Origin of the sequence: Streptomyces sp. NPDC001787, from assembly GCF_040297465.1 — a bacterium.
Classification (GTDB): domain Bacteria; phylum Actinomycetota; class Actinomycetes; order Streptomycetales; family Streptomycetaceae; genus Streptomyces.
In genome coordinates this window covers 1-25,688 of sequence record NZ_JBEOZE010000021.1, presented here as the reverse complement: position 1 = coordinate 25,688, position 25,688 = coordinate 1, and the positions used below count along the sequence as shown (strand labels likewise).

At 69.8% G+C, this 25,688-nt stretch carries 21 protein-coding genes; 9 read left to right on the top strand and 12 right to left on the bottom strand.

The features are described 5' to 3' along the window. Positions 1-23: 23 nt before the first annotated feature. Positions 24-239: an Lrp/AsnC family transcriptional regulator gene (locus ABT170_RS26015; protein ID WP_329941797.1), complete on the top strand. Its 216-nt coding sequence runs from the start codon at positions 24-26 to the stop codon at positions 237-239. Here ABT170_RS26015 and ABT170_RS26010 read toward each other — a convergent pair. Further along, positions 203-835, bottom strand: coding sequence for an SMI1/KNR4 family protein (locus ABT170_RS26010; RefSeq protein ID WP_329941798.1), 633 nt, complete (start codon positions 833-835; stop codon positions 203-205). The two genes, ABT170_RS26015 and ABT170_RS26010, sit on opposite strands and share 37 nt — an antisense overlap. A gap of 436 nt (positions 836-1,271) precedes the next feature. Here ABT170_RS26010 and ABT170_RS26005 point away from each other — a divergent pair, with 436 nt between their 5' ends. Then, entirely contained in the window at positions 1,272-1,997 is a 726-nt protein-coding gene (locus ABT170_RS26005; protein ID WP_351871203.1) for a dienelactone hydrolase family protein, read from the top strand. A gap of 250 nt (positions 1,998-2,247) precedes the next feature. On the opposite strand, the gene yidD is transcribed toward ABT170_RS26005, so the two are convergent. Then, the gene (yidD, locus tag ABT170_RS26000; RefSeq protein WP_351871200.1) at positions 2,248-2,700 is read right to left on the bottom strand and encodes a membrane protein insertion efficiency factor YidD; all 453 of its coding nucleotides are present in this window, start codon (positions 2,698-2,700) and stop codon (positions 2,248-2,250) included. Between the two features lie 153 nt (positions 2,701-2,853). Between yidD and ABT170_RS25995 the strand changes: the two genes are divergently transcribed. Genes ABT170_RS25995 through ABT170_RS25985 form a run of 3 tightly spaced genes read left to right on the top strand, consistent with a single transcriptional unit; the run spans position 2,854 to position 6,508 of the window. Then, positions 2,854-3,279 (top strand): hypothetical protein, encoded by a 426-nt coding sequence (locus ABT170_RS25995; RefSeq protein ID WP_329941801.1) that lies wholly within the window; start codon positions 2,854-2,856, stop codon positions 3,277-3,279. Then, complete coding sequence (locus ABT170_RS25990; RefSeq protein ID WP_351871197.1) at positions 3,276-5,435, top strand: NACHT domain-containing protein; 2,160 nt, start codon at positions 3,276-3,278, stop codon at positions 5,433-5,435. The genes ABT170_RS25995 and ABT170_RS25990 overlap by 4 nt, the downstream gene beginning before the upstream one ends. After that, a complete protein-coding gene (locus ABT170_RS25985) occupies positions 5,435-6,508 on the top strand; it encodes a DUF6801 domain-containing protein (RefSeq protein WP_351871195.1) in 1,074 nt (357 codons plus the stop codon). The genes ABT170_RS25990 and ABT170_RS25985 overlap by 1 nt, the downstream gene beginning before the upstream one ends. A gap of 24 nt (positions 6,509-6,532) precedes the next feature. Here the strand turns inward: ABT170_RS25985 and ABT170_RS25980 are convergent, their stop codons facing one another. After that, the gene (locus ABT170_RS25980) at positions 6,533-7,483 is read right to left on the bottom strand and encodes an aldo/keto reductase (protein ID WP_351871192.1); all 951 of its coding nucleotides are present in this window, start codon (positions 7,481-7,483) and stop codon (positions 6,533-6,535) included. After that, a complete protein-coding gene (locus tag ABT170_RS25975) occupies positions 7,483-9,378 on the bottom strand; it encodes a DUF8034 domain-containing protein (RefSeq protein WP_351871189.1) in 1,896 nt (631 codons plus the stop codon). Before ABT170_RS25975 ends, ABT170_RS25980 begins: the two co-directional genes overlap by 1 nt. A gap of 161 nt (positions 9,379-9,539) precedes the next feature. Here ABT170_RS25975 and ABT170_RS25970 point away from each other — a divergent pair, with 161 nt between their 5' ends. Next, on the top strand, positions 9,540-10,406 hold the full coding sequence (locus ABT170_RS25970) for an amidohydrolase family protein (protein WP_329941806.1): 867 nt from the start codon (positions 9,540-9,542) through the stop codon (positions 10,404-10,406). Positions 10,407-10,709: 303 nt separating this feature from the next. Continuing rightward, positions 10,710-11,441, top strand: a complete 732-nt coding sequence (locus tag ABT170_RS25965; RefSeq protein ID WP_329941807.1) for a GntR family transcriptional regulator — start codon at positions 10,710-10,712, stop codon at positions 11,439-11,441. A gap of 279 nt (positions 11,442-11,720) precedes the next feature. Here the strand turns inward: ABT170_RS25965 and ABT170_RS25960 are convergent, their stop codons facing one another. The 4 genes from ABT170_RS25960 to ABT170_RS25945 all read right to left on the bottom strand — a co-directional run bounded on the left by ABT170_RS25960 (position 11,721) and on the right by ABT170_RS25945 (position 16,854). Next, positions 11,721-13,712, bottom strand: coding sequence for a right-handed parallel beta-helix repeat-containing protein (locus tag ABT170_RS25960; RefSeq protein ID WP_351871185.1), 1,992 nt, complete (start codon positions 13,710-13,712; stop codon positions 11,721-11,723). A gap of 41 nt (positions 13,713-13,753) precedes the next feature. Continuing rightward, entirely contained in the window at positions 13,754-14,593 is an 840-nt protein-coding gene (locus tag ABT170_RS25955) for a carbohydrate ABC transporter permease (protein ID WP_329941809.1), read from the bottom strand. Between the two features lie 81 nt (positions 14,594-14,674). Further along, positions 14,675-15,628, bottom strand: a complete 954-nt coding sequence (locus ABT170_RS25950; RefSeq protein ID WP_329941810.1) for a carbohydrate ABC transporter permease — start codon at positions 15,626-15,628, stop codon at positions 14,675-14,677. After that, positions 15,607-16,854, bottom strand: coding sequence for an ABC transporter substrate-binding protein (locus tag ABT170_RS25945; RefSeq protein ID WP_351871180.1), 1,248 nt, complete (start codon positions 16,852-16,854; stop codon positions 15,607-15,609). Before ABT170_RS25945 ends, ABT170_RS25950 begins: the two co-directional genes overlap by 22 nt. Before the next feature lie 528 nt (positions 16,855-17,382). On the opposite strand from ABT170_RS25945, the gene ABT170_RS25940 reads away from it, so the two are divergent. After that, positions 17,383-18,192, top strand: coding sequence for an RraA family protein (locus ABT170_RS25940; RefSeq protein WP_329941812.1), 810 nt, complete (start codon positions 17,383-17,385; stop codon positions 18,190-18,192). Between the two features lie 67 nt (positions 18,193-18,259). On the opposite strand, the gene ABT170_RS25935 is transcribed toward ABT170_RS25940, so the two are convergent. From ABT170_RS25935 to ABT170_RS25920, 4 genes are all read right to left on the bottom strand, one after another. Beyond that, positions 18,260-19,564: a BNR-4 repeat-containing protein gene (locus ABT170_RS25935; protein ID WP_329941813.1), complete on the bottom strand. Its 1,305-nt coding sequence runs from the start codon at positions 19,562-19,564 to the stop codon at positions 18,260-18,262. A gap of 154 nt (positions 19,565-19,718) precedes the next feature. Continuing rightward, positions 19,719-21,020 (bottom strand): sugar ABC transporter substrate-binding protein, encoded by a 1,302-nt coding sequence (locus tag ABT170_RS25930; RefSeq protein ID WP_351871176.1) that lies wholly within the window; start codon positions 21,018-21,020, stop codon positions 19,719-19,721. A 69-nt stretch (positions 21,021-21,089) separates the two neighbouring features. Then, positions 21,090-22,010, bottom strand: coding sequence for a carbohydrate ABC transporter permease (locus ABT170_RS25925; protein ID WP_329941815.1), 921 nt, complete (start codon positions 22,008-22,010; stop codon positions 21,090-21,092). Next, a complete protein-coding gene (locus tag ABT170_RS25920; protein ID WP_329941816.1) occupies positions 22,010-22,936 on the bottom strand; it encodes a carbohydrate ABC transporter permease in 927 nt (308 codons plus the stop codon). The genes ABT170_RS25925 and ABT170_RS25920 overlap by 1 nt, the downstream gene beginning before the upstream one ends. Before the next feature lie 344 nt (positions 22,937-23,280). Here ABT170_RS25920 and ABT170_RS25915 point away from each other — a divergent pair, with 344 nt between their 5' ends. Beyond that, positions 23,281-25,569, top strand: coding sequence for an FAD-dependent oxidoreductase (locus ABT170_RS25915; protein WP_329941817.1), 2,289 nt, complete (start codon positions 23,281-23,283; stop codon positions 25,567-25,569). The last annotated feature ends 119 nt before the right edge of the window (positions 25,570-25,688 follow it).

Genomic DNA, 25,688 nt, shown 5'->3' with positions numbered 1-25,688 from the left:
GGGTGATCGTTACCGTCGGCACCATGAAGCACCAAGCCCCCGCGGGCACCATCGACGAGCTGGACCAGCGCATCATCGCCGAGCTCCAGCTCAACGGTCGTGCCCCGTGGAGCGCGGTGGCGCGCTGGGTGGACGCCTCCGTGAGACGTAGGAGCGGTCGGGTGGTTCGCCTCGGCTCGGCGGCGGTCCGCGCGGCCGGTGGTCACGGCAGCCCGATCGGTGCGGACGTCAGCGGGTGACCGTTCAGCTCGCCGGAGCCGTCCGCGTCCCACCACATCCCACCTTGCGCGGTGAGGTAGGGGTGCAGTCCGCGGACGTCTCCGCCTTCATGAAGTGCTTGCGCGACCGTGTGGAGAAGGCTCGCCAGATCAGGCCAGGATTCGGTGAAGTCACCGCCACCGCTGTGGCCCGCCCAGCCGAGACGCCCCGTGTCAGGACCAGGACGTCGGTCGATGACCTGCGCCGTGCCGTCGGCGCCCTCGGCCCAGGGGACCCAGAGGCTGTGCCACCAAGGCTCCTCCTCCCAGGGGCGAGGGGTCAGGCCCTCGTTCTCCGCCGCGACGTCCATGCGGGTCTGCCAATGGTCCACGATGCCGCTCACTGTGAGCGGGGACTGCTCCGGCAGGATGGTTGTCCAGGCGCTCGCGCCGTTGTGGCATTGCAGGGATTCAGCGAGGTCATCCGGCAGCCGGGCCCCGAGGATCCGTTCCGCGTCTCGGATCTCGTCCGGTGTCGCGGGCGGATTGAGGAGTGCGAGACCCGACGCCACGTGCGTGGCCAGCCAGGCGTCGATCAGGCGCCAGGACTCCGACGGGGGCAAGATCTGCTGTGGCATGGCATCATCCTGCCCCACATGTCCGACAAGGCGAATCGGGGCCGTGCCGACCGGGGAAGCGAGGTCGGCCGGCTACCTGCAGTCCGGCTCGGGCGCCAGTGGTGGCGAGGGCGGGAGGCGGTGCCGGTCTCGATGGTGCCGCAGCCGAGGGCTAGGCGGTCGACGACCGACACGCAGGGGCGCCGGTCGGTGAACGTCCTCGTCCACCCGGAGAGGGGAGTGGCCGAGTTCGAGTCGGGTGGCGCCGCGGGCGATGAGACGCCCGTGGCGGGCGGCTCCTCTCGGCCGTCGTGGACCACCGGTCCAGAGGCGCCCGGCATGACGCGACGGTCCGCCCGACCAGGGGACCGGCACCTTTCGGAGGCACACCCGGGCCGCTCTGCCAACGGCAGAACACCGGCCCGACCGGGCTCGACGATCACTACAGTCCAGTCTCATGACGACGATGACAACGCGCACGGTCGAGTATTCGGCCGACGGCCTCACGATGACCGGGCACCTCGCGCTCCCGGCCGGTGCCGGCCGCCGGCCCGCGGTGCTGGTCGGACCGGAGGGCCTGGGGCTCAGCGACGTCGAGCGCCGCCGTGCCGATGCGCTCGCCGAGCTGGGCTACGTAGCGCTGGCCTTCGACCTCCACGGCGGGCGCTACTTGAGCGACCCCGAGGAGATGCTGGCCCGTTGCATGCCGCTGCTCGCCGACCCCGACCGGATGCGGGGCATCGGCCACGCGGCGCTCGACGTGCTGCTCGCCGAACCGCGGACCGACCCCGACCGGATCGCCGCCGTCGGCTACGGCACCGGGGGCGCCATCGGGCTGGAGCTCGGGCGCGACGGCGTCAACCTGCGGGCGATCGGTACAGTCAACGCGGTGACCACCGGCCGACCGGGCGAGGCGGCGCACATCCGCTGCCCGGTATGGGCCGGGGTCGGTTCGGAAGACCCGATCATGCCGCCCGCGCAACGGGAGGCGTTCACCGCCGAGATGCAGGCCGCGGGCGTCGACTGGCGCCTCACGGTCTACGGCGGCGCCTTGCACGCCTTCCACCACCCGCCGGTCGACCACACCGTGCTCCCCGGCGTCGGCTACCACCCGCGGCACGCACAGCGGGCGTGGCGCGACATCGTCGACCTGCTCGCCGAGTGCCTGCCCGTGACGGAGTGATCCGGTCAGCTCACCGCGAGACGACCGACAGCATCACGTGGGACGACAGGGCCTCCGCGTCTCATCCGGGCTTGCATCTCCGCAGGTGGGGCCAACGCTCGGAGCCGAGCCCCGCCCGCGAGGACCACGGGGCGGAGCAGCCCGGTAGCTCGGCTCATGGTCAGGAGGCCGCAGGTTCACGTCCTGTGCCCGCAACGGGAAGAGAACGGGGCCCGGCATCGGCCGGGCCCCTTCCTCCTGTCCAGGCCGGTCAGCCGGGCACCGGGTCATGGAGGCCCCGCCGGCGGGCGGCTCCCGGCCGGCACCGCAGCAGACGCCCCAGCACCAGCCGGCCCCCGCGCAGCGCCCCATGCCGGTGCAGCGCCTTGACGGCGTAGGTGGAGCAGCTCGGCGTGTAGGGACAGCACGCCGGCAGCCGCGGGCTGACCGTCGTCCGGTAGTGGCGGATCACGTCGTACAGCGCGCCTGCGGCCCGGCCGCCCGGACGGGGCGCCGCCGGGTCCGCTCCAGCGGATCGTGAGAATCCGGCTCCCCGGCTCAGGACAACGAAGAGGAACAGGGCGACCCACATGTCGGGGCAGCACGTACGGTTCCAGAAGCAGCTGTCGCCGCACGCGTCGGCGCAGTTCTCCTTGCGGCTGCTCTTCCTGGTTCCCTTGCGTCGCCCCGCCACCTGAACTGCCCCTTCGTCGGCTTTCACCATGATCCTACGGACGTATGGGGGCGAGCCCGAAGGGCCCCGGCGATCCCGCCGCCACGGGAGCCGTCGGCGCGTGCTGGGTGATTGGGCTGATAGGGCCCGGCCGATTTCAGTAGCATTTGATTCTGTACTGGGTTGCGTGACGGGGGTAATGCTGTGCTTGAGATCGATGGGCTGCTCGATCAGATCGTGCCGGCGGCTGAAGCGGCCGTCGTCGCCTACGGTGTGGGCGTGCTGACCACGGCGCGGGACGAGACGGCCGGGGCGACCGTGCGGCTGGGGCAACGGCTGCTCGCCAGGGTCATGAACCGCGGTGCCAATGCCGACGCCGTCGAAGCCTCCGTCACCGGCCTGGCCGAGGCGGGCGAGGACCGGGATGTGTACGGCCTGCGGCGCATGGAGTTGAGGATCGCCCTGCGGGACGCGCTCAGAGAGCATCCGGGGCTGGCCGATGAGCTTTCGGCGCTGCTGCCGGAAGGTCCCGCCGCTCAGGCCGGGGGTGAGCGCAGCGTCGCAGTGGCCGGGAACAGCTCCGGGATCATCTCCACCGGCGACGGCGCGCACAACACGCTGCACCGGTGAACGGCGGAACCGACCCGCAGCAGCCCGACCACACCGGACCCGGACCCGGACCCGGCTCCGTCCGGTCGGGCGGCGACAGGTCGGTCCACGTGCGCGACAACTACGGCATCATCAACACCGGCGACAACGCGCGGCTGTTCATCGAGCCCCTGGCTCCCCCCGCCGAGAACTCGGTGGCCGGGAAGGCCAACCTCCTCGCGGACAGGGTCAGCGACTTCCTGAAGCGCGAGGAGGAGCAACTGCGGTTGTGGGATCCGGTCCCGCTGCCCTTGCGCTGTCGGCCGGTGCCACGGACGTTGGCGGACGGCCGGCACAGCGGTCTCGGTCCCTGGGCCGGGGCGGAGGCTGTGCTTCCACTGGATCTGGAGGGTCCATTGGAGGATCTCGCGGTTGTCTACGAGGGGACAAGGCCCGGCAGGCTTCTGGTGCTGGGCCGGGCGGGTTCGGGGAAGACCATTCTGATCCGTCGTTTCGCGAAGGCCCGGCTGGAGGCCCGCACGCCGACCGGCGAGGCACCGGTACCGGTGATCTTCAGCCTGGGGTCCTGGAATCCGGCCACCACCCCTTTGAGGGACTGGCTGATCGGCCGATTGGAGCGGGACTATCCCTTTCTCTCCGGGGCCGGGCCCGATGGGGCGACGACGTGGGCCGAAGCGCTGATCGGCGCCGACCGCGTTCTGGCGATCCTGGACGGATTCGACGAGATCGCCGACGGTCTGCACAAGGACGCGCTGCGGGACCTCACGACCACCACCGTGCCGTTGCTGATGACGAGCCGCCGCCCCGAGATCGAAGACGCCGTGAAGACACCCATGTTCTTCGCCGGTATCGAACTGACCGACCTCACCCTCGACGACTCCGTCGACTACCTGATGCCGGCGTCCGTCACAGCCCGCCGCACCGAAGCGGGCACCACCCCCACGACCGGGTGGGAGTACGTCCTGAACAGGCTGCGCCTCCACCCCGACGAACCGGCCTGCGCCAACCTCTCCGCTGTGCTGACCACTCCACTGATGGTCACGCTCGCCCGCGCCGTCTACTCATCCGGCCGTGATCCGGTGCGGCTGCTGACGGACGAGAAGCTCAGCACCCGCGAGGCCCTTGAGGACCATCTCCTGGACAACTTCGTCCCCACCGCGTACGCCCGTTTCCTCAGCCACCGGCCTGTCACGAAGCGTCGGCCCTGGCGCTCCGAACGCGCACAGGACTGGCTCGGATACCTCGCCGGGCACCTGAAACAACTCGACACCCACGACATCGAGTGGTGGCGGCTGGGAACGGCCATGAGTCTCCCTTCGCGCATGCTCGTCTCAGGGGTCATGACCGGGCTCGCGACAGTTACCGTGCTCGCACTCGCCCCCGGGTTCGCGACACGTCGAGAAACTGCCTTCAATCTGCTGCTGCATGTGCTGGGATTCGGACTGGCCTTCGGCCTTTTGCACGGAGTCATGTCAAAGCTCAGGGTCGGCGGCGCATTCGAACCGTCACGCATGCGCATACGAATCCGCGGCGGCTCGAAGAGAGTGAAAGAGAATCTTCTCCCCAGAATCTGCGGTGGCCTCGCGGGTGGCCTGGTGTTCGGGGTCGTGTACGGCCTCGGACTGGCGGTCTACTTCACTGCTCTGGGCCATCCCTGGCTCGTGGTCGTACTGATCTTCGGGGAATGGTCCCTGGTCGGGCTCGGGGTCGGGCTGGGAGCCGGGCTCACCCTCGGGCTCATGACCGGGGTCGAGGCTCTCATCGAGACGAAATCCTCGGTCAGCCCGTCGGACCTGCTGAACACGAACCGTACGACCGTGCTCGCCCAGGTCCTCGCGATGGGCCTGACGGTCGGCCTCGGGTACGGCACCGTCGTCGCGACCATCAACAATCCCACCCTCGGGGTGGCGAGCGGGCTCGTGACGGGGGTCATGGTTGCCATCGGGGCGTGCACGTTGACCGCTTGGGGCCGGTGGGTCGTCCTGGTCCGCATCTGGCTGCCCCTGACCGGGCGGCTTCCGCGGGCAGTGAACGCCTTTCTGGACGACGCCTACGAGCGAGGTGTGCTGCGTCGGGCCGGCGCGGTCTATCAGTTCCGCCACGCGCGGCTCCGGGACCGCCTGGCCGAGGCCCACGGGCACCACGAGACGCCGACGACAGCGACAGGAGACCGCTGATGAACGACGGGGACCGAACAGCACGCGGCACGAGGGGATTCGGGGCCTGTACCGCGCTGGGCATCGCGGCGGCGCTGGCGACCGCCGCCCTGGGGGTGACGGGATCCCCGACCGCTTCGGCGGAACCGGTCGGGCTCACCCTGCGCTACGCCTGCGCGTTCTCAGGGCTCGGCAATCAGCCCGTGACGATGCGGCTCGACTCGGACATCCCGGACTCGATCCGGGTCGGCAGGGCCAGCCCACGATCCGCCCTGAACGGAGTGGCGACAGTGAGTGCGGGCATCACGCGGCTGGCCGCCGCGGTCGGAGCGAAGACCGTTGAGGGCTCCCTGGACGGGACCGCCACCGTGACCGCACCGCAGGGCGACATTCCCCTGGCCGTGCCCATGACGATCCCCCGGACCGCTGTCCCGGCCTCCGGTTCGTTCGACGTCACCGCCAAGGGCACCGCGCCCTCGCTCACGTTCACCCGACCGGGCAACGCGAAGGTCAGAGTCGGCGACCTCACCTTGAGCCTCACCCCGAAGCGTGCCAACGGCACGACCCCCGTGGGGCAGCTCCACGCATCCTGCACAGTGGCACCCGGGCAGCACACGGTCCTGCAGTCGCTCGCCATCACCGAGCCGGTGCAGGCAACCGCGACGGCGACCGGCGGGAACTCCGCCGGGGGGACCGGGGGCGGGAGCGGCTCCGGAGCGACCGGAGGCGGAACGGGCTCCGGGTCGGGGCCCGGAACCACTGCGGGTACGGCCACGGGCACGCGGCCCGGGACCGGGGCCGGGACCGGTCGTCCGGCGTCGGCTTCGTCCGATGCCTCGGCTACGCAGCGGGCGCCGGCGCCGAGCGCGACCGGGACCGCACCTCGCACGCCGAGCGCGTCGCGAGGAGCACCGGCCATGGATACGCCACAGGACGACGCGACCAATGCCGCCATCGACAGCGCGGCCGACGACCTCAACCCCAGGAATCCATTCGTGCTGGTGACGGGCGTCCTCGTCGTGGCGGGCGCCGCCGCCCTCGTCGCATTGGGCCCATGGCTGAGGAAGCGGCACTCCGACGGCCCGGACAGCTGAGCGGGGCCTGGCAGAATCAATTGCTCATGAGTCCGCCGGCCCTGGGGCGGGAACCAACTCCGGCGGGACGAAGCCCTCTTCGGCCAGTCGCGCCCACAGTTCGGGCGGGACAGGACAGCGGGCCCCCGCCGCGTTCGCCGTGACCTCCGCGGCCGACCGGCAGCCCACGATCACCGACCCGACGGCCGGATGCAGCGACGGGAACTGGATGGCTGCCGCGGAGAGCGGAACATCGAACTCCGCGCATAGCCGTCCGCATCGCCGCGCACGGACCAGTTCCCGCTCCGGAACCGGGCGGTAGTTGAACATCGCACCGGGGGAGGGGTCCGCGAGCAGACCGGTGTTGAAGACCCCGCCGACGACGACCGAGGTGCCGGTCTTCGCGCACAGGGGCAGCAGCGTTCCGAGCGCGTCGTGGTCGAGGAGCGAGAACCGCCCCGCGATGAGCACGACGTCCACGTCGAACTCCGCCACGTACGCGGCGAGCGGCGCAGTGTGGTTCATGCCGAACCCGATCGCCCGTACCAGTCCCTCGTCCCGGAGCCGGCGCAGTGCCGGATAGGCCGTGCGCCGGACCTCGTCCGGGAAGTCGTCCGCGTCGTGCAGATAGAGGATGTCGACGGACGACCGCCCCAGGCGGTCCAGACTCGACTCCAGGGACCCGCGGATACCGGCCTCCGTCCAGTCCGTGACCACCTCGCCGGGCGTCCCGTCGGGCCGCGGTCGCAGCAGCCAGCCCGTCTTCGTGGAGATCAGCGGCGCGGTGACGCCCGCCGGTGCCAGGAGACGGCCGAGCCTGTCCTCGGCCTGGCCGTGCCCGTAGCGCGGTGCCGTGTCGAAGTAGGTGATCCCTTCGTCGGCCGCGGCCTTCAGCGTGGCCGCGGCGTCCGCCTCCGTCACCTCCTCGAAGAGGCCGCCCAGCGGTGCGGTGCCGATCCCCAGACGGGGCAGCTCGAAGGGCAGCCGGCCGGTCATCACACCACCTCCCCGGCCGGGGCGTCGCAGGTGGGCCGGCCACCGCGCAGGGTCATCGTGATGGTCAGCCGGACCTGCGTGCCTCCGGGCAGTTCCACGCGGCAGTACGGACCACCGACGTCCCGCGCGGGACCGTCGTCGACCTGCGCGGTGTGCATGACGTGCTCGGCGAACGAGCCCGCCTGCACCACCAGCGAGCGCGCGGTGCCACCGAGGTTGACCAGCTCCACGACGGTGCGGTCGGGGCGGATGTCGGAGACGAGTGCCGCGACGTCCGCGGGAAGACCGGGCCGCTGCCCGGCGGCGTCGTGGTAGCGCAGATGCATATGGGCGAGACCCCCGTTGTAGAGGACCTGGGGGGAGCCGGTGGTCAGTTGCAGCAGCGCCTCGGTGACGACGGGGTTGAGGTCCTGCCAGTGGTGGATGTCAAGGATGTCCGGGCCGACGGCCGGGTCCACCGGGTCGTTCTCGATGGCCTCGACGCGTTCGGCGCAGGAGTCCAGGGCGCTGCGCAGCATGCGCTCGGGGAAACCGGGGTTGCGGCCCTGCAGGAACTCGTACCACGGCTCCTCGTGCCCGGCCTCATCCTTGATCCGCTGGGTGTGCACCGTCCTCCAGTCCCACCTCGCGCCCGCCCGCAGCCGCTCGATGCGCTCCTGGTCCTGCGACTCCCGGCTGAAGTGCCAAAGGGAAACCGGCAGTTGGCCCGGCATCACGGTGAAGTCGAACCAGCCGGAGTCGTTGTGCCGCTGCGGAACCATCAGGGTCCGGTCGGCGTCCATCGCGCGCAGGTGCGGATCCCAGCGTTTGCCCAGGGTGCCCCGCTCCCCGGCGCCGCGCTGCTCGCCCTGGCGCAGTACGGCGTCGAGGGGATTGCGGGCCAGGTCGAGGAAAGCCGCGTCGCCGGTCAGCAGGGCCGCGTTCGAGGCTCCGACGAGCGTGGCGCTGCCCACGGGGGAGAGGCCGTGCGGCCATGACCAGCCGTAGTGCGCGCCGTACCACCGGCCGCCCAGATACTCGCCGACCGTACCGCTCAGGCCCGCGTTGTCGGGGACGACGTCTTGTCCGTCGAGCCGTTCGCGCCATGCGCCGACGTACTCGGCCACCCAGTCCGCGTACCGCTGCTCACCGCTGAGGAGGAAGGCGTTGGTGGCCAGTCCGGTCGCGGCCAGGTTGACGATCGTGTCACCGCGGCCCATCCGGTCCCACATCGCGCGGCCGTAGGAGCGGGCGCGCTCGGGGTCGGCCACGAGCTGATCGAAGGACGTGATGTCGTCCATCCCGTCGAGCGGCAGACCGTACGGGTGCAGGGCGAGGCTCCACGGGAAGTACGGTTCCTCGTCGCTGAATCCCGGGCGCGGACCCGCCGATCCGTTGTGCGGTGCGCGCACCACCCGGTGCTCGGGGTCGTAGTTCGGCCCGCCGGGCAGATAGAAGTCGGCGAAACGGCCCGCCAGTTCGCGCAGTCGGGGGTCACCGGGGTCGGCCAGGCACAGACCGTAGAAGAGCAGCATGCCCTCGCCCTGGTGGAACCAGTCGTAGCCGCGTTCCATGCCCCCCTGGAGCATGCCCATCTCCGTGAGCTGCGCGGATACGCCGCTCCAGTGACGGCGCGCCGCCGGCAGGAGATCGTCGCTGCCGCCGAGGAGGTAGAGCGTCGGCCAGTTGAAGAACGGTTCGTAGAAGTCGTCCACGCCGTCGCGGCCGTCCGGGCCCACGCCGAGGCTGTCCCGGAAGACGAGGCGGCCGTCGCCCTCGGTGTAGCGGTCGGCGAAGAGGCGCCAGGCCTTGTCCTGACGGGCGAGCAACTCCCTCTGGAGTGTGGCCCATCGGGGCGCCTCGGCGACGCGGCGGGTCGCCCGGAGCCGGGGGCCGGTCACGGTGACGGACGTCATCGACCCGCTCCTTCCCCTGTGTTCGAGCCGCTGGTCCATTGGTCCCTGAACATCAAGAACATTCGCCCCTCGCAATCGCCCATCGATAGCCGATGGTTAGACTCACCGGCGCGAGCCACCGTGTCAATACTCGGGAACGGCACCTCAGGAGGATTCCGACCATGATCGACTGCCATGTCCACCTGTGGGACCCGTCGGCGGGATTCCCCTGGATCCGCCCCGGCGGCGTACACCACAGGGCGTTCGGCATCGACGACCTGGCGGCTTCGGGGCCCGCCCCCGCCGCGGCCGGGGCGATCCTGGTCGAGGCGTCCCGCGGCGACGCCGGCGAGACGCTCGCCCTGCGCGAGTGGAGCCTTCGCCGCCCCGACCTCGTCGCGGGGTACGTGGCGAACCTGCACGTCCACGGCGACGGTGGCCCCCACCGCTTCCGTGCCCTGCTGGACGATCTCGGCGACAGCCGGCCGAACGGCATGCGCCTGGGCGGTGCGAGCTGGGGGGACACCCCGGAATCGGCCCGTGCGCTCGTCCCGGAACTGGCCGCGGCCAGGATGGTGCTGGAGCTGAATCTGGGTGCCGGGGCGCTGCGCGCCGCGGCCGAGGCGACCACCCGGTACCCCGGGCTCACCGTGGTCGTCGATCACCTCGGGAACCCGCCGAACCTCCGTGCGGACCCGGGGGAGTGGTACCGGGACCTGGAGCGGGCCGCCGCGGCGCCCAACGTGGTCGTCAAGATCTCCGGCCTGCTCACCCAGCAGCACGGCGTGCCGCCCGAACGGACCGCCGAACTGGTCCGGCGCGCGGTGGACGCGCTCGGCCCCGACCGCTGCCTCATCGGCTCCGACTGGCCGATCTGCCTGCCCCGCGGCAGCCGCGCCGATTCGCTTGAGCTCTCCGTGCGCGGTCTCGACCGGCTGTCGGAGGACGAGCGCGAGCTGGCACTGCACACGAACGCCGTCCGTGTGTACGGGCTCCGTGGCCGGCAGCCGTCGAATCACCCTGATGCACATTCCTTCGATGATCGATAGACGATGAAAACGGCCGTGGACCGGACCCGCCCGACGTCTGCGGAGGGGCGGCATGACGTTGCACCCGGGCCGGGCGGATCGGACCGGCAAGCGCATACGCGGGCCATCCGGTCAACGATCATGAAGGCGGCGGCCCGCCCACGAGGCCGTCACAGCGGAAATGGCCGGGCCGCGCGGTCGGACGGTACGGAATCCGTCAATTCTCGGGGTTGACGACTCTTGCACCCCACCGAGATTCCATCGATAGGCGATGACCGCGTACCATGACGTAACTGGCTCGCCTCATCGCAGGATTGGGAATTCATGGCATCGAATGCGTCGGCTGGATTCGTCTCCACGCTGGCCACCAACAAGGACCGGTTCCGCAAGACTCTGATCTCCGACCAGGTCTACGACCTGCTCCGCCAGGCCGTCGTCGGGGGCGACCTCGCGCCCAACGAGCGCGTCGTCGAGTCGGAAATCGCCCGACGCCTGGGGGTGAGCCAGGCCCCGGTGCGGGAGGCGGTCAAGCGGCTGGCCCGCGAGGGCCTGCTCATGCACGTCCCGCGTCGCGGCCACTTCGTCGTCGAGATCTCCGAGCAGGACGCCGAGTACGCCCGGCAGGTACGCGAACCGCTGGAGCGGCTCGCCGCGCAGCTCGCCACCGAACACCTCACCGACGACCACCTCCGTGAGCTCGACGCGCTGGTCGAGCGGATGCGGGACGCCGTGGCCGCGAATGATGTCAGCCGGTTCCGTGATGCCGACATCGAGTTCCACACGGTGGTCAGCCAGATCTCGGGCAATCCGTTCCTGGCCCGGATGTGGGAGGTCATCGAGCCGAGCCTGCGGACCCTGCGGGCCATCTCCGACCCCCTCTTCGAGGGCGACTGGAGCGCCATGGCCGAGGAGCACGGCCGGCTCGTCGGCCTGTTGCGGTCCGGGGACGCCGAGCTGGCGGCCGCGGCGTTCGCCGACCACGCGGCAGGCCGCGGGCCCGTGCCGGACGCGCGCGAGGTGAAGAGGAAGCCGCGCAAGGCCGCGGCCAGGAAGTGAGCACCGCCCCAGCACCACAGGCCCGAGCCGGACATCCGGCTCGGGCCTTTTTCGCGGGGAAGTGCTCGGGCCTTTCTCGCGGGGAAGCGGTCGTGGGCGACGAGCCCGTGCGTGGCTCAACGCCGTCCCGTCATCCCTGACGGGCGCGCGACGACGGCTGCGGCATCACGCGGCGTTGCCGGAACATCCGCATGCATCCCGTATGCGGATGTCTCTCCGCCTTGCGGCGCACCGCGTCCGCCGCCGCGCGCTGATCCGCCAGGCGCGACGGGACAGCCGTCAGCGGCGCGCGCCCGCCGTCCACTTCGGCGCCCCGTACTGGTACGCGCCGAGGCTGGGCGTCGCGTCCGTCGAGCCGTCGTTGATGCCCGGCAGCGCGATCGCCTGATGGCGCGCGGGAGAATCGGCGGTCAGCCGGTAGTCGTGCCCGGCCGCGTCGGCGAAGAGCGGGTCGGTCTCGCCTGGCAGGTTGTTCGAGAGGACGAGCCCGCCGTCGGTGGCACCGGCCAGACCGCGAATGGTGCCGATGTTGTTGTAGATCTTCGTGCCGGTCGACTGCCCCGGTTCCTTGACGTAGAACAGCGTCATCCCACCCGTGTTGTTGTACACGCCGTTGTCGTGCGAGCCGGTGCCCAGACCGTTGAGCATCACCGTGCCCTCCCGGTTGCCCCAGCCCACGTTGTTCGCGATCACCAGGTCGCTCTGGCCGTTGTCGGCGTAGACACCCGAGATCCCGAAGGTGGTGAGAGTCGTGGCCGGCTCCGGATCGTGCAGCACGTTGTGATCGATGGACGTCCCCATCATCCAGGCGCTGCAGCAGGTGTAGATCGCGGCGACGTCGAGGCTGAGACGGGCGTACCCCGAGATGTCGTTGTACGCGATCAGGTCCTTGCCCGGGGTGAGGCCCTCCACGGTGTTCCACTGGAGGTTGATGCCGCTGCGGCCGACCCGGCTGATCGTGTTGTGGGTGACCGTCTGGCTGTTGCCCTGGACGGCGATGCCCGCCGCGTACGTCCCCATGTAGTCGACATCGTGGATCACGTTGTTCGTGGCGGTGTTGTTCTGCCCGCGCAGCGCGATGCCGTTGCCCGCGCTCAGCGACAGATCGCTGTTCACGATGCTGTTGTACGTGCCGTCGAGGACGATGCCCGTGTCACCCACGCCCCGCGTCACCGTGCTGCCGCAGTCCGTCGTGCCGCGCGTGATGTCGGTGTAGTGCGACAGATACGTACCGGTGAGGCCGTCCAGCGTCACGCCCGTGCTGGTCGGGCCGGTCCTGATGGTGGAGGCGAACAGCCCGACGCCCGCCACCGTGGTGTGGCTCGCGGCCGTCAGGTCGAAGGCCAGGGACCGGGTCTTCGCCTCGATGGTGTGCGCGGCGGGGCTGTCCTCGCTGTAGAGGTACAGGCGCTTCGCGGCCGGGTCGTAGAACCACTCTCCGGGGCGGGCGAGTTCGCCGATCTTCCCGGCGAGGGCGTACCGCGTCTCCTTCGGTACGACCTTGTGCACGCACGGCGGCGCGGCGTCCAGCGTCACCGAGCCGGCGGCGGAACTCTTCACGGTGCCGGTCGCCGAGACGTACCAGTAGCCGGTCAGGGCCCGCGCGCCGTCCCAGTACCCGGCGGGCCGGGTCAGCGCCTCGTCCCTGATCGTCGCCTCCGCGCTGCCCGCGCCCGCGTACTGCAGCGTGGGGTCCAGCAGGTCGAGCCCCGGGTAGGGCCACTGCGCCTCGATGTTCGCCTTCCTGTCGGTGAAGACCTGCACCGTGGTCACGTCGGAGCCCAGGTCGACGGACGTGCTGTAGACGTGTCCGGCGGCCACGGCGTCACTGAACGCCGAGTCCTGGGCGTACGGATCACTCTTGGCGATCTCCGCGACGTCCGCGCCGGTGACGGGTGCGAAGCCGCGCACCGGCGCGGTCCCGCTCAGCGTCACCTTCGCCCCGGGCGCCGCCCGGTAGGTGATCGGCAGCCCGGCGGTGCCCGACCGGGCCGGAACGACCGTCTCGTCGTACGTACCGGACTGGATCAGACAGGTGTCCCCGGGCTGCATGACGTCGGCACACCGCTGGATGTGCTGGAACGCCCGACCCGTGCGGGTGCCCTTGTTGGAGTCCCGGCCCGAAGGAGCGACGTAGTAGACCTCTCCGGCCCGGGACTTGTGCGGAAGCGCGACGGCCGGTACGGCCGCCGCCACCACGGACAGCGAAGCGAGCAGGGCGGCTGCGGACCACGACCCCCTACCGGGGCGTGGCCACCATTTCCTCGACACTGGACGGTCCTTTCTTCTCCGGTGGAACACGGTCCGCCCGCTCATCCCTTCACCGCGCCCACCGTCAGACCGCTGATGATGTGGCGCTGCATGTAGATGAAGAAGATGATCACGGGCGCGATGGCGAGCAGAAGGTTGGGGAACACCTTCGTCAGATCGGTGGAGTACTGGCTGATGCCGGCGTAGATCGCCGTGGTCACCGTGTAGTGCCCGGACGAGGGGCTGAGCAGGATCTGCGGCGAGATGAAGTCGTTCCAGATCCCGATGGAGTTGAGGATCAGAACGGTGACGACCGCCGGACGCATCAGCGGGAAGATGATGGTCCAGAAGGTCCGGTAGCGGCCCGCGCCGTCGATCGTCGCCGCATGGTCGATGTCCACCGGAATCGTGCGGATGAAGCCCACGAACAGGAAGATGCTGACCGGCAGCGTGGACGCCACATCGTGCGCGACCAGACCGGTCACGGTGTTGGCGAGACCGACCTCGCGCAGTACGTAGATCACCGGAATGATCACGGCGGCGCCGGGGATGAACGTGCCGGCCAGGAAGTACAGCAGTACCAGCTGCGTCCGCTTCTTGAGGCTGCGGGCGATCGCGTAGGCCGCCGGTCCCGCGAGCGCGATGCAGAGGATGTCCACCGTGATGACGAGGAACAGCGTGAAGCCGTAGCCGCCGATGACGTTGTACTGCGGATTGCTGATGGCGGCGGACATGTGCTCGAAGGTCATCCCGCTCAGGGGGATGGAGAACGGGCTGTCGAGGATGTCCTGCTGCGACTTGAAGGCGTTGACGACGAGCAGGTACACCGGCACGATCATGACGACGAACAGCAGGCCCAGGAGCGCCCAGCGCAGGGGCGAGCGGGACTCCCGCTGTTCCATCGGTGAGACCTCCGAGGCGGAAGCCGGTGCGGTCCGCGGTCTGTCGCGGACCTTTGGTTCAGTGACGACCACCATCGGCTCCTAACCGGTCGCAGCTTGGTCCTGGCGGTTGCGCAGCGCGGTCACGACGAGGGCGAGCGCGGCGGAGACGACCATCAGGAACACCGCCTGAGCCGTCGCGTAACCGACCTTGGTGCCCTCGAAGGACCGGGCGAGAATGAGATAGGTGAAGGTCTGCGTGGAGCCGGCCGGACCTCCGCCGGTGAGGCTGACCACGATGTCGTACGCCCTGAGCAGACCGACCAGGTTCAGCACGGTCGCCACGGTGATCACGGGCGCGATCATCGGGACGACGATGCGCAGATTGATCTGCCGCCTGCTGGCGCCGTCCATCGCCGCGGCCTCCAGGAGCTCGGCCGGGACGGTCTGCAGGGCGGCCACGAACAGCACGACGTTGAAGCCGAATCCGGCCCACACGATGACGCCGATCAGGGTGTACAGCGCGAACTTCTCGTCGAAGAGAAAGCCGATCGGCTCCATCCCGAACGTGGCGAGGGTGTTGTTGACCGCCCCGTTCGTGCCGAGGATCGCCGCCCAGAGATAGCCGAGGATCAACGCGCTGATCACATGCGGGAAGTAGGCGACGGCGCGGAAGAACGAGTTCGTACGCGATCGGCCCTTGAGGATCAGCGCGTACACCAGGCCCGCGCCGACCATCAGGGCGGTGCCGATCGCGGTGATCATCGCGGTCACGTACCAGGCGTCCGTCGAGCTCGGGTCGTCGAAGAGGTGCTGGTAGTTCTCCCACCCGATGACCTGCGCCGTGGAGAAGCCGTCCCAGTCCGTGAAGCTGAGGTAGATCGCCACGCCCACGGGCACGACCGTCAGCACGGTGTACAGGAGTACGGCCGGGCCCATCATGCCGAACGTGACGGCCGCCTCGCGGACATGGGCCCGCCTGCGGCCGGAGCCGGGGGCCGCCGGGGCGGCGCCGGAGCGCGGCCCCCGCCGCGTCAGTTCTGCGAGTTCCACCACTTGTCCAATCCGCCCGCGGCATCCTTCGCGGAGGTGCCTGTGTACAGGGACTGGACCTGCTTGTTGAGCTCGTCGCTGAACCCGGCGACCGGCTGGTTCTCGCCGGACTTCACGAGTACCGACGGTGTCCCGTCGAGGATCTTCTGCACCGAGGTGCCGAGGCTGGACATCGGATAGCTGAAGCCCGTGCGCAGATTGCCGTCGGCGGCGAGCTGGCTCTTGATCGCTTCCTCGTCGGTGACCAGCCACTTCACGAGGTCGATGGCCTCGGTCTTGTGGCGCGACTGTTTGACCACGGTGTAGGGGTTCGAGATGTTGCCGAACTGGCCGGACGGGTAGGCGCCGTCGGTCGGCATCGTGAAGACACCGATCCCGTCACTCTTCTTCGCCGCGTCCGCCGCGGGCACGAAGAAGGAACCCATCATGTACATCGCCGACTTGCCGTTGAGGAAGGCGGTCTGCCCGTCGGCGTACGTCAGACCCAGCGCGCTCTTGTCGAGGTAGCCCTTGTCGATCCACTGCTCGTAGCGCTTCAGGTACGGCACATAGCCGCTGTCGGCGAAGGAGACCTCGCCGTCGTTGCGCTGCTTGATCCACTGCGGGTTCCCGGTGAGCACACTGGCGTCGGCCATCATCGAGAACTGCCCGCCCGTCACCCACTGGCCGGCGGTCTGCAGCGGCTTGTAGCCCGCGGACTTCAGGCTGCCCATGGCGGCGGTGAACTGACTCAGCGTCCGGATCTGCGAGGCGTTCACGCCCGCCTTCGCGAAGGCCTCCTTGTTGTAGAAGACCAGCGACTGGATCTGCTCGCCCACGCCGACCATGTACGTCCTGCCCCCGACGGCGTACTGGTCGACCAGCGGTGTGTCCTTCGTCCAGGCCTGGTCGGACAGGTCCTCGAAGAGTTTGACCGTGTCGGGTGCCGGGATGATCTGCTGCGCGATGTCGGGCGGGTCGCCGGCGGCGAGGTCCTGGGTGAGCTTGGCGTTGGCCGAGATCGTCCCGGTCAGCTCCAGCTTCACCGTCACGCCGGGATGGCTCTTCTCGTACTTCGCGAAGAGGCCCTTCCAGTACTGCTCCGTCAGGTTCGGCGAGATGTTGACGATGATGCGGAGAGTCGTGCCCTCCGCGGCCCCGTCGGACCCGCTCGCCCCGCAGCCGACCGCGGAGGCCAGTACGAGCGGAGCCAGAGCGACTGCGGAGGCTCGGTGCCACATGGTTCTCATCGGACACGCTCCATTGCGTAGTCGTGAATAATCGATAGCTGAGATGCGTTGTAAGTGTTCGTGCGAGTTCGGCCGGAAGGGGAGGGGCGCCACGGTCCGAACGGTGCGGTCGGGGCCCGGTAGGCGTCCATTGCAATCGCCTATCGATTGCTGATGCTATGGGCGGCACCCCGCATGTTCAAGGGTGCTGCCGAAACCGCTTGCTCCCGTTCGTCCGCTGCCGGTGCGCGGCGACGCGGTCCGCCGGCCGGAAGCCGGAGAACCGTCGGGGCCGGACGGGCCGGGCGCCCCCAAGTGCGCGGTGGCAGCGGGCATTCGGGGTCCCGCGGATCCCGGTCCGGGTCCTCGCGGACACCGCGCTCTCCGTCGCGGAACGCCCCCGCCCCCGCCGGGGCGAGCGGCCTCGGTGCAGTGGGCACGGGAGACTCCTGACGGATTGACAGCACTAATCGATTGGCTGTTATCTACCATCGATAGACGATGATGTCACTGGCGTTGCGTGCGGGGAGCGCGCGGAGAGGCACGTGAATGAACCCGAACAGGGATCAAGGAACGCCGTCGGCGGGGGAGACCCCGGTCTACGAGTCGATGCGGTCGCCGGTCCACACCTCGTCCTTCCGGCGGCCGACCCGGCGGATGGTGGAGGCGCTCAAGGAGGTGAGCGCGGCGACGGCCTGCGCGAAGCTGCACCAGATGGGCATCACCCGGACCTTCATCGACGGGCCCGTGCCGCTGCACCGGGAACCGGACGTCAAGGTCACCGGTGGTGCGGTCACCCTTCAGTTCCTGCCACAGCGCGAGGACGTCTTCAACGGCGCCGCGCAGGAGGACATCGAGCGCAAGACCCCGCTGTGGGGGGTACTGGAGTCGATCACACCCGGCGATGTACTGGTGATCTCGGCGCAGGCGAGCCATTTCACCGGCTGTCTCGGCGACATGCTGGTGCGTTATTTCAAGCTTCGCGGCGGCGCCGGGATCGTCGTGGACGGGCGGGTGCGGGACGCGGCGCGGATCCGGGCCCTCGGCGTCCCGGTCTGGTGCACCGGAGTCACCCCGCACTACGCCTCGCAGACGGAGCTCTTCCCCTCGGCCTTCAATGTGCCGGTGGGTGTCGGAGGCACCCTGGTGACGCCGGGCGACCTGATCGTGGCCGACGAGGACGGAGCCGTGGTCGTACCGCAGGACCGCGCGGTCCCGCTGGCCGAGGACTCCCTCCTGCACCAGGACCGTGAGGCGTTCGCACGCCGCCGCCTCGACGAGGGCGGCCTGCTCTCCGACTACTATCCGCTCACCGGCGAAGGGCTGGACGAGTACCTGGCGAGCAGGTCCGCGAACTGACCGCTCGCGCGCACCCGTACGGGGACGGCTTCGTCCCCGTACAGGACGCGCGGGCGGCGCTGTGGCGTCAACGGAGGCCGTAGTAGAGGGTGTTGTGCGCGGTGTCCGGAAGATAGAGCACATCGTTGCCGTCCGAGTCCCGCCGCACCGCGAGCCGGTCCGCGCTCACGCCCGGCGCGGCGGACTGCGCGCTCCAGGCCCCGTCCGCCGACTGCGTCGCGGCGAAGACCCGGTCGGTGCCGGAGGCGGTCACGTAGTAGATCCGCTTGGTGTCCGTCTCGTCCCACGTGATGCCGAGGGCGGCCGAGGTCTGGCCGCCGGCGTACACGGTCTTGCTGACCCAGTCGCTGCCGCTCGGATAGGAGTAGTACACGCGGAAGTCGCCGCCGCTGTCGGCCGAGCGGTAGCGGTAGGCGACCTTCGGGACGGAGCCGTCGAGGGTGAGCTTGGCGCTCTGGACCGCGGGACCGGTGTACGCGTTGTCGATGCTCCACTCCTCGCCCGCGGTGAGCTCCTGGATCACGTCGGAGGTGTCGGGCGTCACCGGGACGGTGAGCGCCGCCCCCGTGCTGTCGGCGAAGTCGCCGGTCGCCGGGTCGTAGCGCAGGTAGGACAGCTTGTGGCGGAACGCGGTCGCCGGTGCCTTGGCCCACTCGTACAGCAGATGCACACGTCCCTCGGCGTCCACCGTCAGGTCGTCGGGATACACGGAGCGGTTCAGCGAGCCGGCGAAGGTGGCGACCACACTCCAGCGTGCCGCCGCGTTGTCCCAGCGATAGAGCTTGCCGGGGCGCTGGTCGGCGCCGGCGCCGACACGGGCGGCCAGGTACAGATCGCCGTTGGGCGCCGTGGTGACGATCGGATAGGTGATGCCCTTGCCCTGGTCGGGCAGTTCGGCCGCGTGGTCGGTGACGTCGCCGCCCGGGGCCTCGGTGCGGAAATAGCGCCAGGAGTCGGCGTGCATGGAGGCGAACACGTGCAGACGGCCACTGCCGTCCCGCGCCACGGAGGGCTGGTTGTGACCGTTGTCGTCGGGGAACTCGGCCCGTGCCCCGCTCCGGTCGCGCAGCGGAAGAAGGCTCCAGACCCCGTCCGGGTCGCGCCGCGCGATCGCGGGCCGGTGCGTGGCGGCCGTCGAGCCCGGCTCGTTGAAGGCGAAGTACGTGTACTGGCCCCGGCCCTTGTACGTGGCGACCGGCGTCCACCAGGCGGCCTGGTTCGACGAGTCCATCGCGTACGGGACCTTCTCCAGCACCGTCGCCGAGGCCGCCGTGCTCTGCCCGGTGTCGGCACGAGCGGCTGTGACGGGTGAGAGCAGGGCGGCCAGGGCCGCGGCCGAGGCGGTGTACGTGCGTGCCGTGGGACGTCGCAAGGTAGGGCTCCTTCGCGGGTGCGTGCTCGGGCATGGAGTCGACGCGGACGGCAGCGGCCCGAGGGCCGGCCGACGCGGTCGTCGTACGGGATACGGAGCAGGGCCCGGCGAGGGTCGTTCGACATTCACCGGGCCCGGACAACGGCGCTCTGTGTCAGCGCTTGATGAGCGCGGCGGCCTCCTCGCCGGCCTGCTTCATCGCGTCCTTCGGCTTCGACTTGCCCACCAGGACGGCCTGCACCTGCTTGGCGACGGCCTCCTCGATCTGGGCGTTCTGCGCGAACTGCCAGAACGGGTTGCCGGTCGCCGTTCTGGTGATCTTCTCGGTCCACTCCGTGGTGAAGGTGTCCTGGGCGACCTTCGGGTCGGCCAGACCCGCGGTGGTGGACGGCGGCAGGGCGCGTGCGGCGAAGTACTCGGACGTGGTGGCCCGGTCGCTGGTGGTGTGCAGCGCGAACTCGGTCGCCGCGTCCTGCCCCTTGCCCTTCACGATCGCGATCACACCGCCCCACAGCAGCGCCTGCGGTGTGTCCCCGGCCTTCAGCACCGGACGCTCCATGGGCTGCATGGCGTCGGCCAGCGTCTTGTCCTTGGACTGGGCGGAGGTCACGCCCTTGCCGATGATGGCGTCGTCGTAGAAGGCCGCCTTGCCCTGCCCGAACAGGGCGCGCGCGTCGAAGCGGTCCACATCGGCGGCGATCAGCTTCTCGTCGTGCAGCTTCTTGTACCAGGTGACCGCGTCGACCGAGGCGTCGTCGCCTATCGTGACCTTCCCCCCGTCGAGCAGCGTGCAGCCGAAGGTCTGCATCCACGGGAAGATGTCCTTGAGCTGCGCGACCTTGGTGGCCGCGGCATACGGTACGACACCGCCGCCGAGCCCCTTCAGCTCCCGCAGCGCGGCTTCGAACTCCTCGACGGTGGTGGGGTGCTTCTTGATCCCGGCCTTCTCCAGAAGCTGGGAGTTGGCGATCACACCGATCGATCCGGTGTTCCACGGCAGGCCGTACTGCTTGCCGTCGTACTTTCCGCTGTTCAGCGCCACGTCCGTGTAGCCGCCCTGGCCCGCCGTCGATCCCAGGTCGGCGAGCTTGCCCATCTGCGCCACCGCGGCCAGCCAGGCGAGGTCGAGGTGCACCGCACCCGTCGTCTCCCCGCCGCCGAGCTTGAGGGTGAGCTGGCTCAGATACTCGTTGTACGGGTACGAGACCGCGCGGATCTTGGACTTCTCGGCCTTCTCCCACGCCGCGATGATCTTCTCGATCGAGGGCTTGGCCGCTTCCTCGTTGAGCGACCAGGAGGTGAAGTCGAAGTTCTTGGACTTCGGGTCGCCGCCGTTGGAGGTGCTGCCCGCGCCGGACGGCGCGCACGCGCCGAGCACACCGGCGCCGGCCACACCGAGCGCGCCGATGCCGAACATGCGCAGCGCGCCGCGCCGGCTGATGCCAGAGGTGGTCATGATCTCTCCATGAGGGAGTGGGCGGAAGGGGAGGTACGTGGGGGAGGGGTGCGGGCCGATGCCGCGAGTTCAGCTCTTGACCGAGCCGGCGGTCATGCCGCCGACGAGGTAGCGCTGGAGGAACATGAAGGCGACGACCACCGGGATGGACACGATGAGCGAAGCCGCCATCAACTGGGGCCAGGCGGTCTGGAACTCGCCGATGTAGGTGGAGACGAGGCCGGGGGGCAGGGTCTGCTTCTCCTTGTCGGCCAGGGTCAGCGCGAAGATGAAGTCGTTCCAGCCGCGCACGAAGGCGAACAGCCCGGCGGCGATCATCCCCGGCGCGGCCAGCGGCGCCACGATGGAGTGCAGTGTGCGCCACCGCGACGCACCGTCGATGGACGCGGCCTCCAGCAGGGCGTCCGGGATGGTGTCGAAGATGCCCTTCAGCATCCAGACGCACAGCGGCATGGTGAACGTGGTGAAGGAGAGCACCAGGGCCGTGTACGTGTTGAGCATGCCGAAGCTGGAGAACACGGTGTACAGCGTCACCAGCAGAAGGGCCTGGGGGAACATCTGGGAGGCCAGCACCAGATGCATCAGCGACCGGCGTCCGCGGTAGCGGAACTTGGAGAACGAGTAACCCATGTATGTGGCGACGACCACGCTCAGCACGGCGGTGATCGAGGCCACGATGAGCGAGTTGACCATGTACTTGATGAGCTGGTCGTTCTCGGCGAGTGCCGTGAAGTTGCTGAGGGTGAGGTCGGTGGGTATCAGCTTCGGCGGGAACTGGAAGGTCGACTCGGGGGTGCTCAGCGCGGTGACGAGCAGCCAGTAGACCGGCAGCAGGCCGAAGGCGCCGATGACGACGACCGCGCTCCAGGCGGCGATGCGCGAGCGCAGCAGATCCTTGCGCATACGGCGCCGTGTGGTGCGCCCGGCCCGCTCGGCGGACGGCCGCGGACGGCCGGCGGCGGACAGCGGGGTCGAGGTGGTGGAGGTCATCAGGCGTCGCCCTTCCGCTCGGTGATCCTGAGGTGGATGGCGACGAGGAGGAGCAGGAGCAGCATCCACAGCCCGCCCAGTGCGGTCGCCCGGCCGATGTCGAAGCCCTTGAAGGCGGTCTGGTACACGGCGGTCGCGAACGTCTCGGTCGTACCGGCCGGTCCACCGCCGGTGAGGACGTAGATGGTGTCGAAGTGCTGGAAGTTCCAGATGAACTCCAGCAGCAGAACGATCGAGGCGACACCGCGGACCTGCGGCCAGGTGACGGCGAAGAAGCGCCGGATCGAGCCCGCCCCGTCCATCGAGGCCGCCTCGTGCAGCTCCCGGGGCACGGTCTGCAGACCGGCCAGGAGCATCACCATCATCCAGGGGAAGCTCGCCCAGGTCTTGGTGACGATGACGGCGATCATCGCGGTGCCGGGCTGGCCGAGCCAGGCGACGGACTCGTCGATGAACCCGGTCTTCATGAGGACGCCGTTCAGCACCCCGTAGTTCGCGTTGAAGATCCACATCCACAGGAAGGAGACCACCACGCCCGGGATCACCCAGGGAAACAGGAACAGGCCGCGCAGGAAGCCGCTGCCCTTGAGGCCGGTGTTCAGCGCGAGCGCGAGCGCGAAGCCGAACACGAACGGGACGAGCGTCGCGCCGACGGTGAAGGTCAGCGTCTGCTTGAGGATCGTGAGGAAGTCGCCGTCCAGCCAGTACGTGAAGTTGTCCAGGCCCACGAACTCCCGGCCCGGCAGTCGCAGGTCCTGCTTGAAGAAGCCGGTGAACAGCGCGGACAGCAGAGGGTAGAAGATGATCGCCGCGAACAGGGCGAGTCCCGGTGCGGTCAGCAGCAGGGCGAACGCACCGTTGGAGAGCCGTCCGCCGGTCCGGTCACGGGGCGGGGGCGCCTTCTGGGGAGGTGCGGCCGTACTCATGGGTGTGTCCTCTCGAACGGGGCGGGAGCGCCGGAGCCCTGCGTGAACGCCATCCATGCTCCAGTGAATGCAAGTTGCAGCATGCGGGATCGTTCTCCATATCGTGCGATGGCGTCAACCCTTTTGGGCGGTGACTTGCCGGTTCTGTGCAGCGCCGACGAACTTGCCCCACCTGCTCTGAACTTGCACTTCGGCTTGCGACGGCCAGGTCGATGGCCGTGACCGAAACTTACAACGGATCCCACTGGCTGAACAGTGGTTGCACAATGTGGATGTGATGTACGTTCAAGGCGGCTCCGCTCTGGCGGGGAGTATCCGAGCTTCACCACCAAGGAGGCCGCACCGTGCGGGAAGAAGAGGTCCATTACGACATCGCCGTGATCGGTGGCGGATTGGCGGGGACCTGCGCGGCCATCGCAGCGGCCCGGCTCGGCCGACGCGTCGCCCTGGTCAACAACCGGCCCGTCCTGGGCGGCAACGCCAGCAGCGAGATCCGCGTCTGGGTCTGCGGCGCCACCGCACACGGCGTGCACCGCTGGGCCCGCGAGACCGGGATCATGGGCGAGCTGTACACCGAGAACCAGTTCCGCAACCCCGAGGGCAACCCCTACTACTGGGACCAGGTCGTCCTCGACGCCGTCCGCGCCGAACCGAACATCGACCTCTACCTCAACACCGACGTACGCGAGGCCGACGCGAGCGGCCCCGAGGACAACCGCGAGGTGCACTCCTGCACCGGCTGGATGATGGGCTCGGAACGCCGCATCACCTTCCACGCGCGCCAGTTCCTCGACTGCACCGGTGACGGCCTGCTCGGCCACCTCGTCGGCGCCCGCTACCGGATAGGCCGCGAGGCGCGGGCCGAGTTCGACGAGCCCTGGGCACCGGCCGAGGCGGACCGGGCACTGCTCGGCTCGACGATCCTCTTCCACACCAGGGACACGGGCCGGCCGGCGAAGTTCGTACCGCCCGCCGGCGCCAAGGACCTGTCGACCACGCCCATCCTGCGCAACCGCGTCCTGCGCACCGGGGACAACGGCTGCGACTACTGGTGGATCGAGTGGGGCGGCGAACTCGACACCGTCCACGACAACGAGCGCATCCGTGACGAGCTCCAGTCCGTGATCATGGGCATCTGGGACCACATCAAGAACTCCGGCGAGTACCCCGACGCGGCGAACCTCACCCTGGAATGGGTCGGCAGTCTCCCCGGCAAGCGCGAGTACCGCCGCTTCGTCGGTGACTACATCCTGACCCAGCAGGACATCCTCGAACAGCGCCAGTTCGCCGACCGGATCGCCTTCGGCGGCTGGTCCGTGGACCTCCACCCCGTACAGGGCATGTACGCGGATGAGCCCGGCGCCCGCCAGCGCTACGCGGACGGCATCTTCCACATCCCGCTGCGCTCCCTGTATTCGGCGAACGTCACGAACCTCCACTTCGCCGGGCGCAACATCTCCGCCACCCACATCGCCTTCGGGGCCACCCGCGTCATGGCCACCTGCGCGACGCTCGGCGAGGCCGCGGGCACCGCCGCCGCCCTCTGCGTCGCCGAGGGCCTCACCCCGCGCGAACTCGCCACCCGCCGACCGGAACTGGTACGCCACACCCTGCTGCGCCAGGACGCCTCCGTGATCGGCCTCGCCGACGACGACCCCGGAAACCTGGCGCGCGCGGCCCGCGTCACCGCCTCCTGCCGACTGACCCGCCTGGCCGCCGAACCCACCGCGACCGGGCCCGGCGCCCCGTACCCCCTCACCCGGGACCTCGCCCTCCTGCTGCCGGTCGACCCCGCACTGGACACGGTCGACCTCCTCGTCCAGGGCGCCCCGGACGGCCGGTCCCGCGACCTCACCGTGGAACTGTGGGGTACGGGCCACCCCGAGAACGCGGTCCCCACCGACCACGTCCTCACGACCACCGTCACCGTCCCGCCGGACGGCCCCCACTGGGTCACGGCCCATCTGGACCACCACCCGGACACCCCCCGGAACGCGATCCTCATCGTCCGCGCCTGCCCGGACACGGCCCTGGTCCTCCTCCCCGAACGCACCGACGGTGTCCTCGCCCTGCGCAGGAAGGCCGAGGGGGACGCGGCCGTCGACCACGACATCCCGGAGGAGGACGGCCAGCCGGTCCTGGAGTGGCAGGCCCGCGGACTGCGCCGCCAGACCTTCGCCTTCCGCGCGACCCCCGACACCTCCGCGTTCCACCCCGAACGGGCCGTGGGCGGATACCAACGCCCCTACGGCGGCCCGCACATGTGGTCCTCCGGGCCGGCGGGCGCCCCTCGGTGGCTCCGTCTCGAATGGGAAGAGGAGCAGGAACTCACCGAGACGCGCCTGGTGTTCGACGACGACGTCGACGAGTACCTCAACAACCTGCACCGCCACCGCACCCCGTACGAGGTCATGCCGGAACTCGTACGCGACTACCGCGTCCAGAGCCGCGACGCCGACGGCACCTGGCACACACTTCTGACGGTGACGGACAACCGGCGCCGCCACCGCGTACACGAGCTGAGGGCCGCGGACGGCCGCCCCGTCCGCACCGACGCGCTGCGGCTCGTGGTCGACGCGACGCACGGGGCACGGCACGCTCACGTGATCGCCTTCAAGGCGTACGGGGCATAGCCGCACGGCGGAGGGGGGGGGGGGCGCGGCTACTAGGGACACCCGTAGACCCCCCCGCAGAGACGCCGGCGCCCAGATCCGGCATGGGCAGCGAGGGACGTGAGGCCGGAGGCCTGAGC

Excerpts from the sequence above, each read along its gene's own strand:
- ABT170_RS26015 (WP_329941797.1), top strand. The coding sequence starts at position 24 with ATGAAGCACCAAGCCCCCGCGGGCACCATCGACGAGCTGGACCAGCGC.
- ABT170_RS26010 (WP_329941798.1), bottom strand. The coding sequence starts at position 835 with ATGCCACAGCAGATCTTGCCCCCGTCGGAGTCCTGGCGCCTGATCGAC.
- ABT170_RS26005 (WP_351871203.1), top strand. The coding sequence starts at position 1,272 with ATGACGACGATGACAACGCGCACGGTCGAGTATTCGGCCGACGGCCTC.
- yidD (WP_351871200.1), bottom strand. The coding sequence starts at position 2,700 with ATGGTGAAAGCCGACGAAGGGGCAGTTCAGGTGGCGGGGCGACGCAAG.
- ABT170_RS25985 (WP_351871195.1), top strand. The coding sequence starts at position 5,435 with ATGAACGACGGGGACCGAACAGCACGCGGCACGAGGGGATTCGGGGCC.
- ABT170_RS25980 (WP_351871192.1), bottom strand. The coding sequence starts at position 7,483 with ATGACCGGCCGGCTGCCCTTCGAGCTGCCCCGTCTGGGGATCGGCACC.
- ABT170_RS25975 (WP_351871189.1), bottom strand. The coding sequence starts at position 9,378 with ATGACGTCCGTCACCGTGACCGGCCCCCGGCTCCGGGCGACCCGCCGC.
- ABT170_RS25970 (WP_329941806.1), top strand. The coding sequence starts at position 9,540 with ATGATCGACTGCCATGTCCACCTGTGGGACCCGTCGGCGGGATTCCCC.
- ABT170_RS25965 (WP_329941807.1), top strand. The coding sequence starts at position 10,710 with ATGGCATCGAATGCGTCGGCTGGATTCGTCTCCACGCTGGCCACCAAC.
- ABT170_RS25955 (WP_329941809.1), bottom strand. The coding sequence starts at position 14,593 with ATGGAACAGCGGGAGTCCCGCTCGCCCCTGCGCTGGGCGCTCCTGGGC.
- ABT170_RS25945 (WP_351871180.1), bottom strand. The coding sequence starts at position 16,854 with ATGAGAACCATGTGGCACCGAGCCTCCGCAGTCGCTCTGGCTCCGCTC.
- ABT170_RS25940 (WP_329941812.1), top strand. The coding sequence starts at position 17,383 with ATGAACCCGAACAGGGATCAAGGAACGCCGTCGGCGGGGGAGACCCCG.
- ABT170_RS25930 (WP_351871176.1), bottom strand. The coding sequence starts at position 21,020 with ATGACCACCTCTGGCATCAGCCGGCGCGGCGCGCTGCGCATGTTCGGC.
- ABT170_RS25925 (WP_329941815.1), bottom strand. The coding sequence starts at position 22,010 with ATGACCTCCACCACCTCGACCCCGCTGTCCGCCGCCGGCCGTCCGCGG.
- ABT170_RS25920 (WP_329941816.1), bottom strand. The coding sequence starts at position 22,936 with ATGAGTACGGCCGCACCTCCCCAGAAGGCGCCCCCGCCCCGTGACCGG.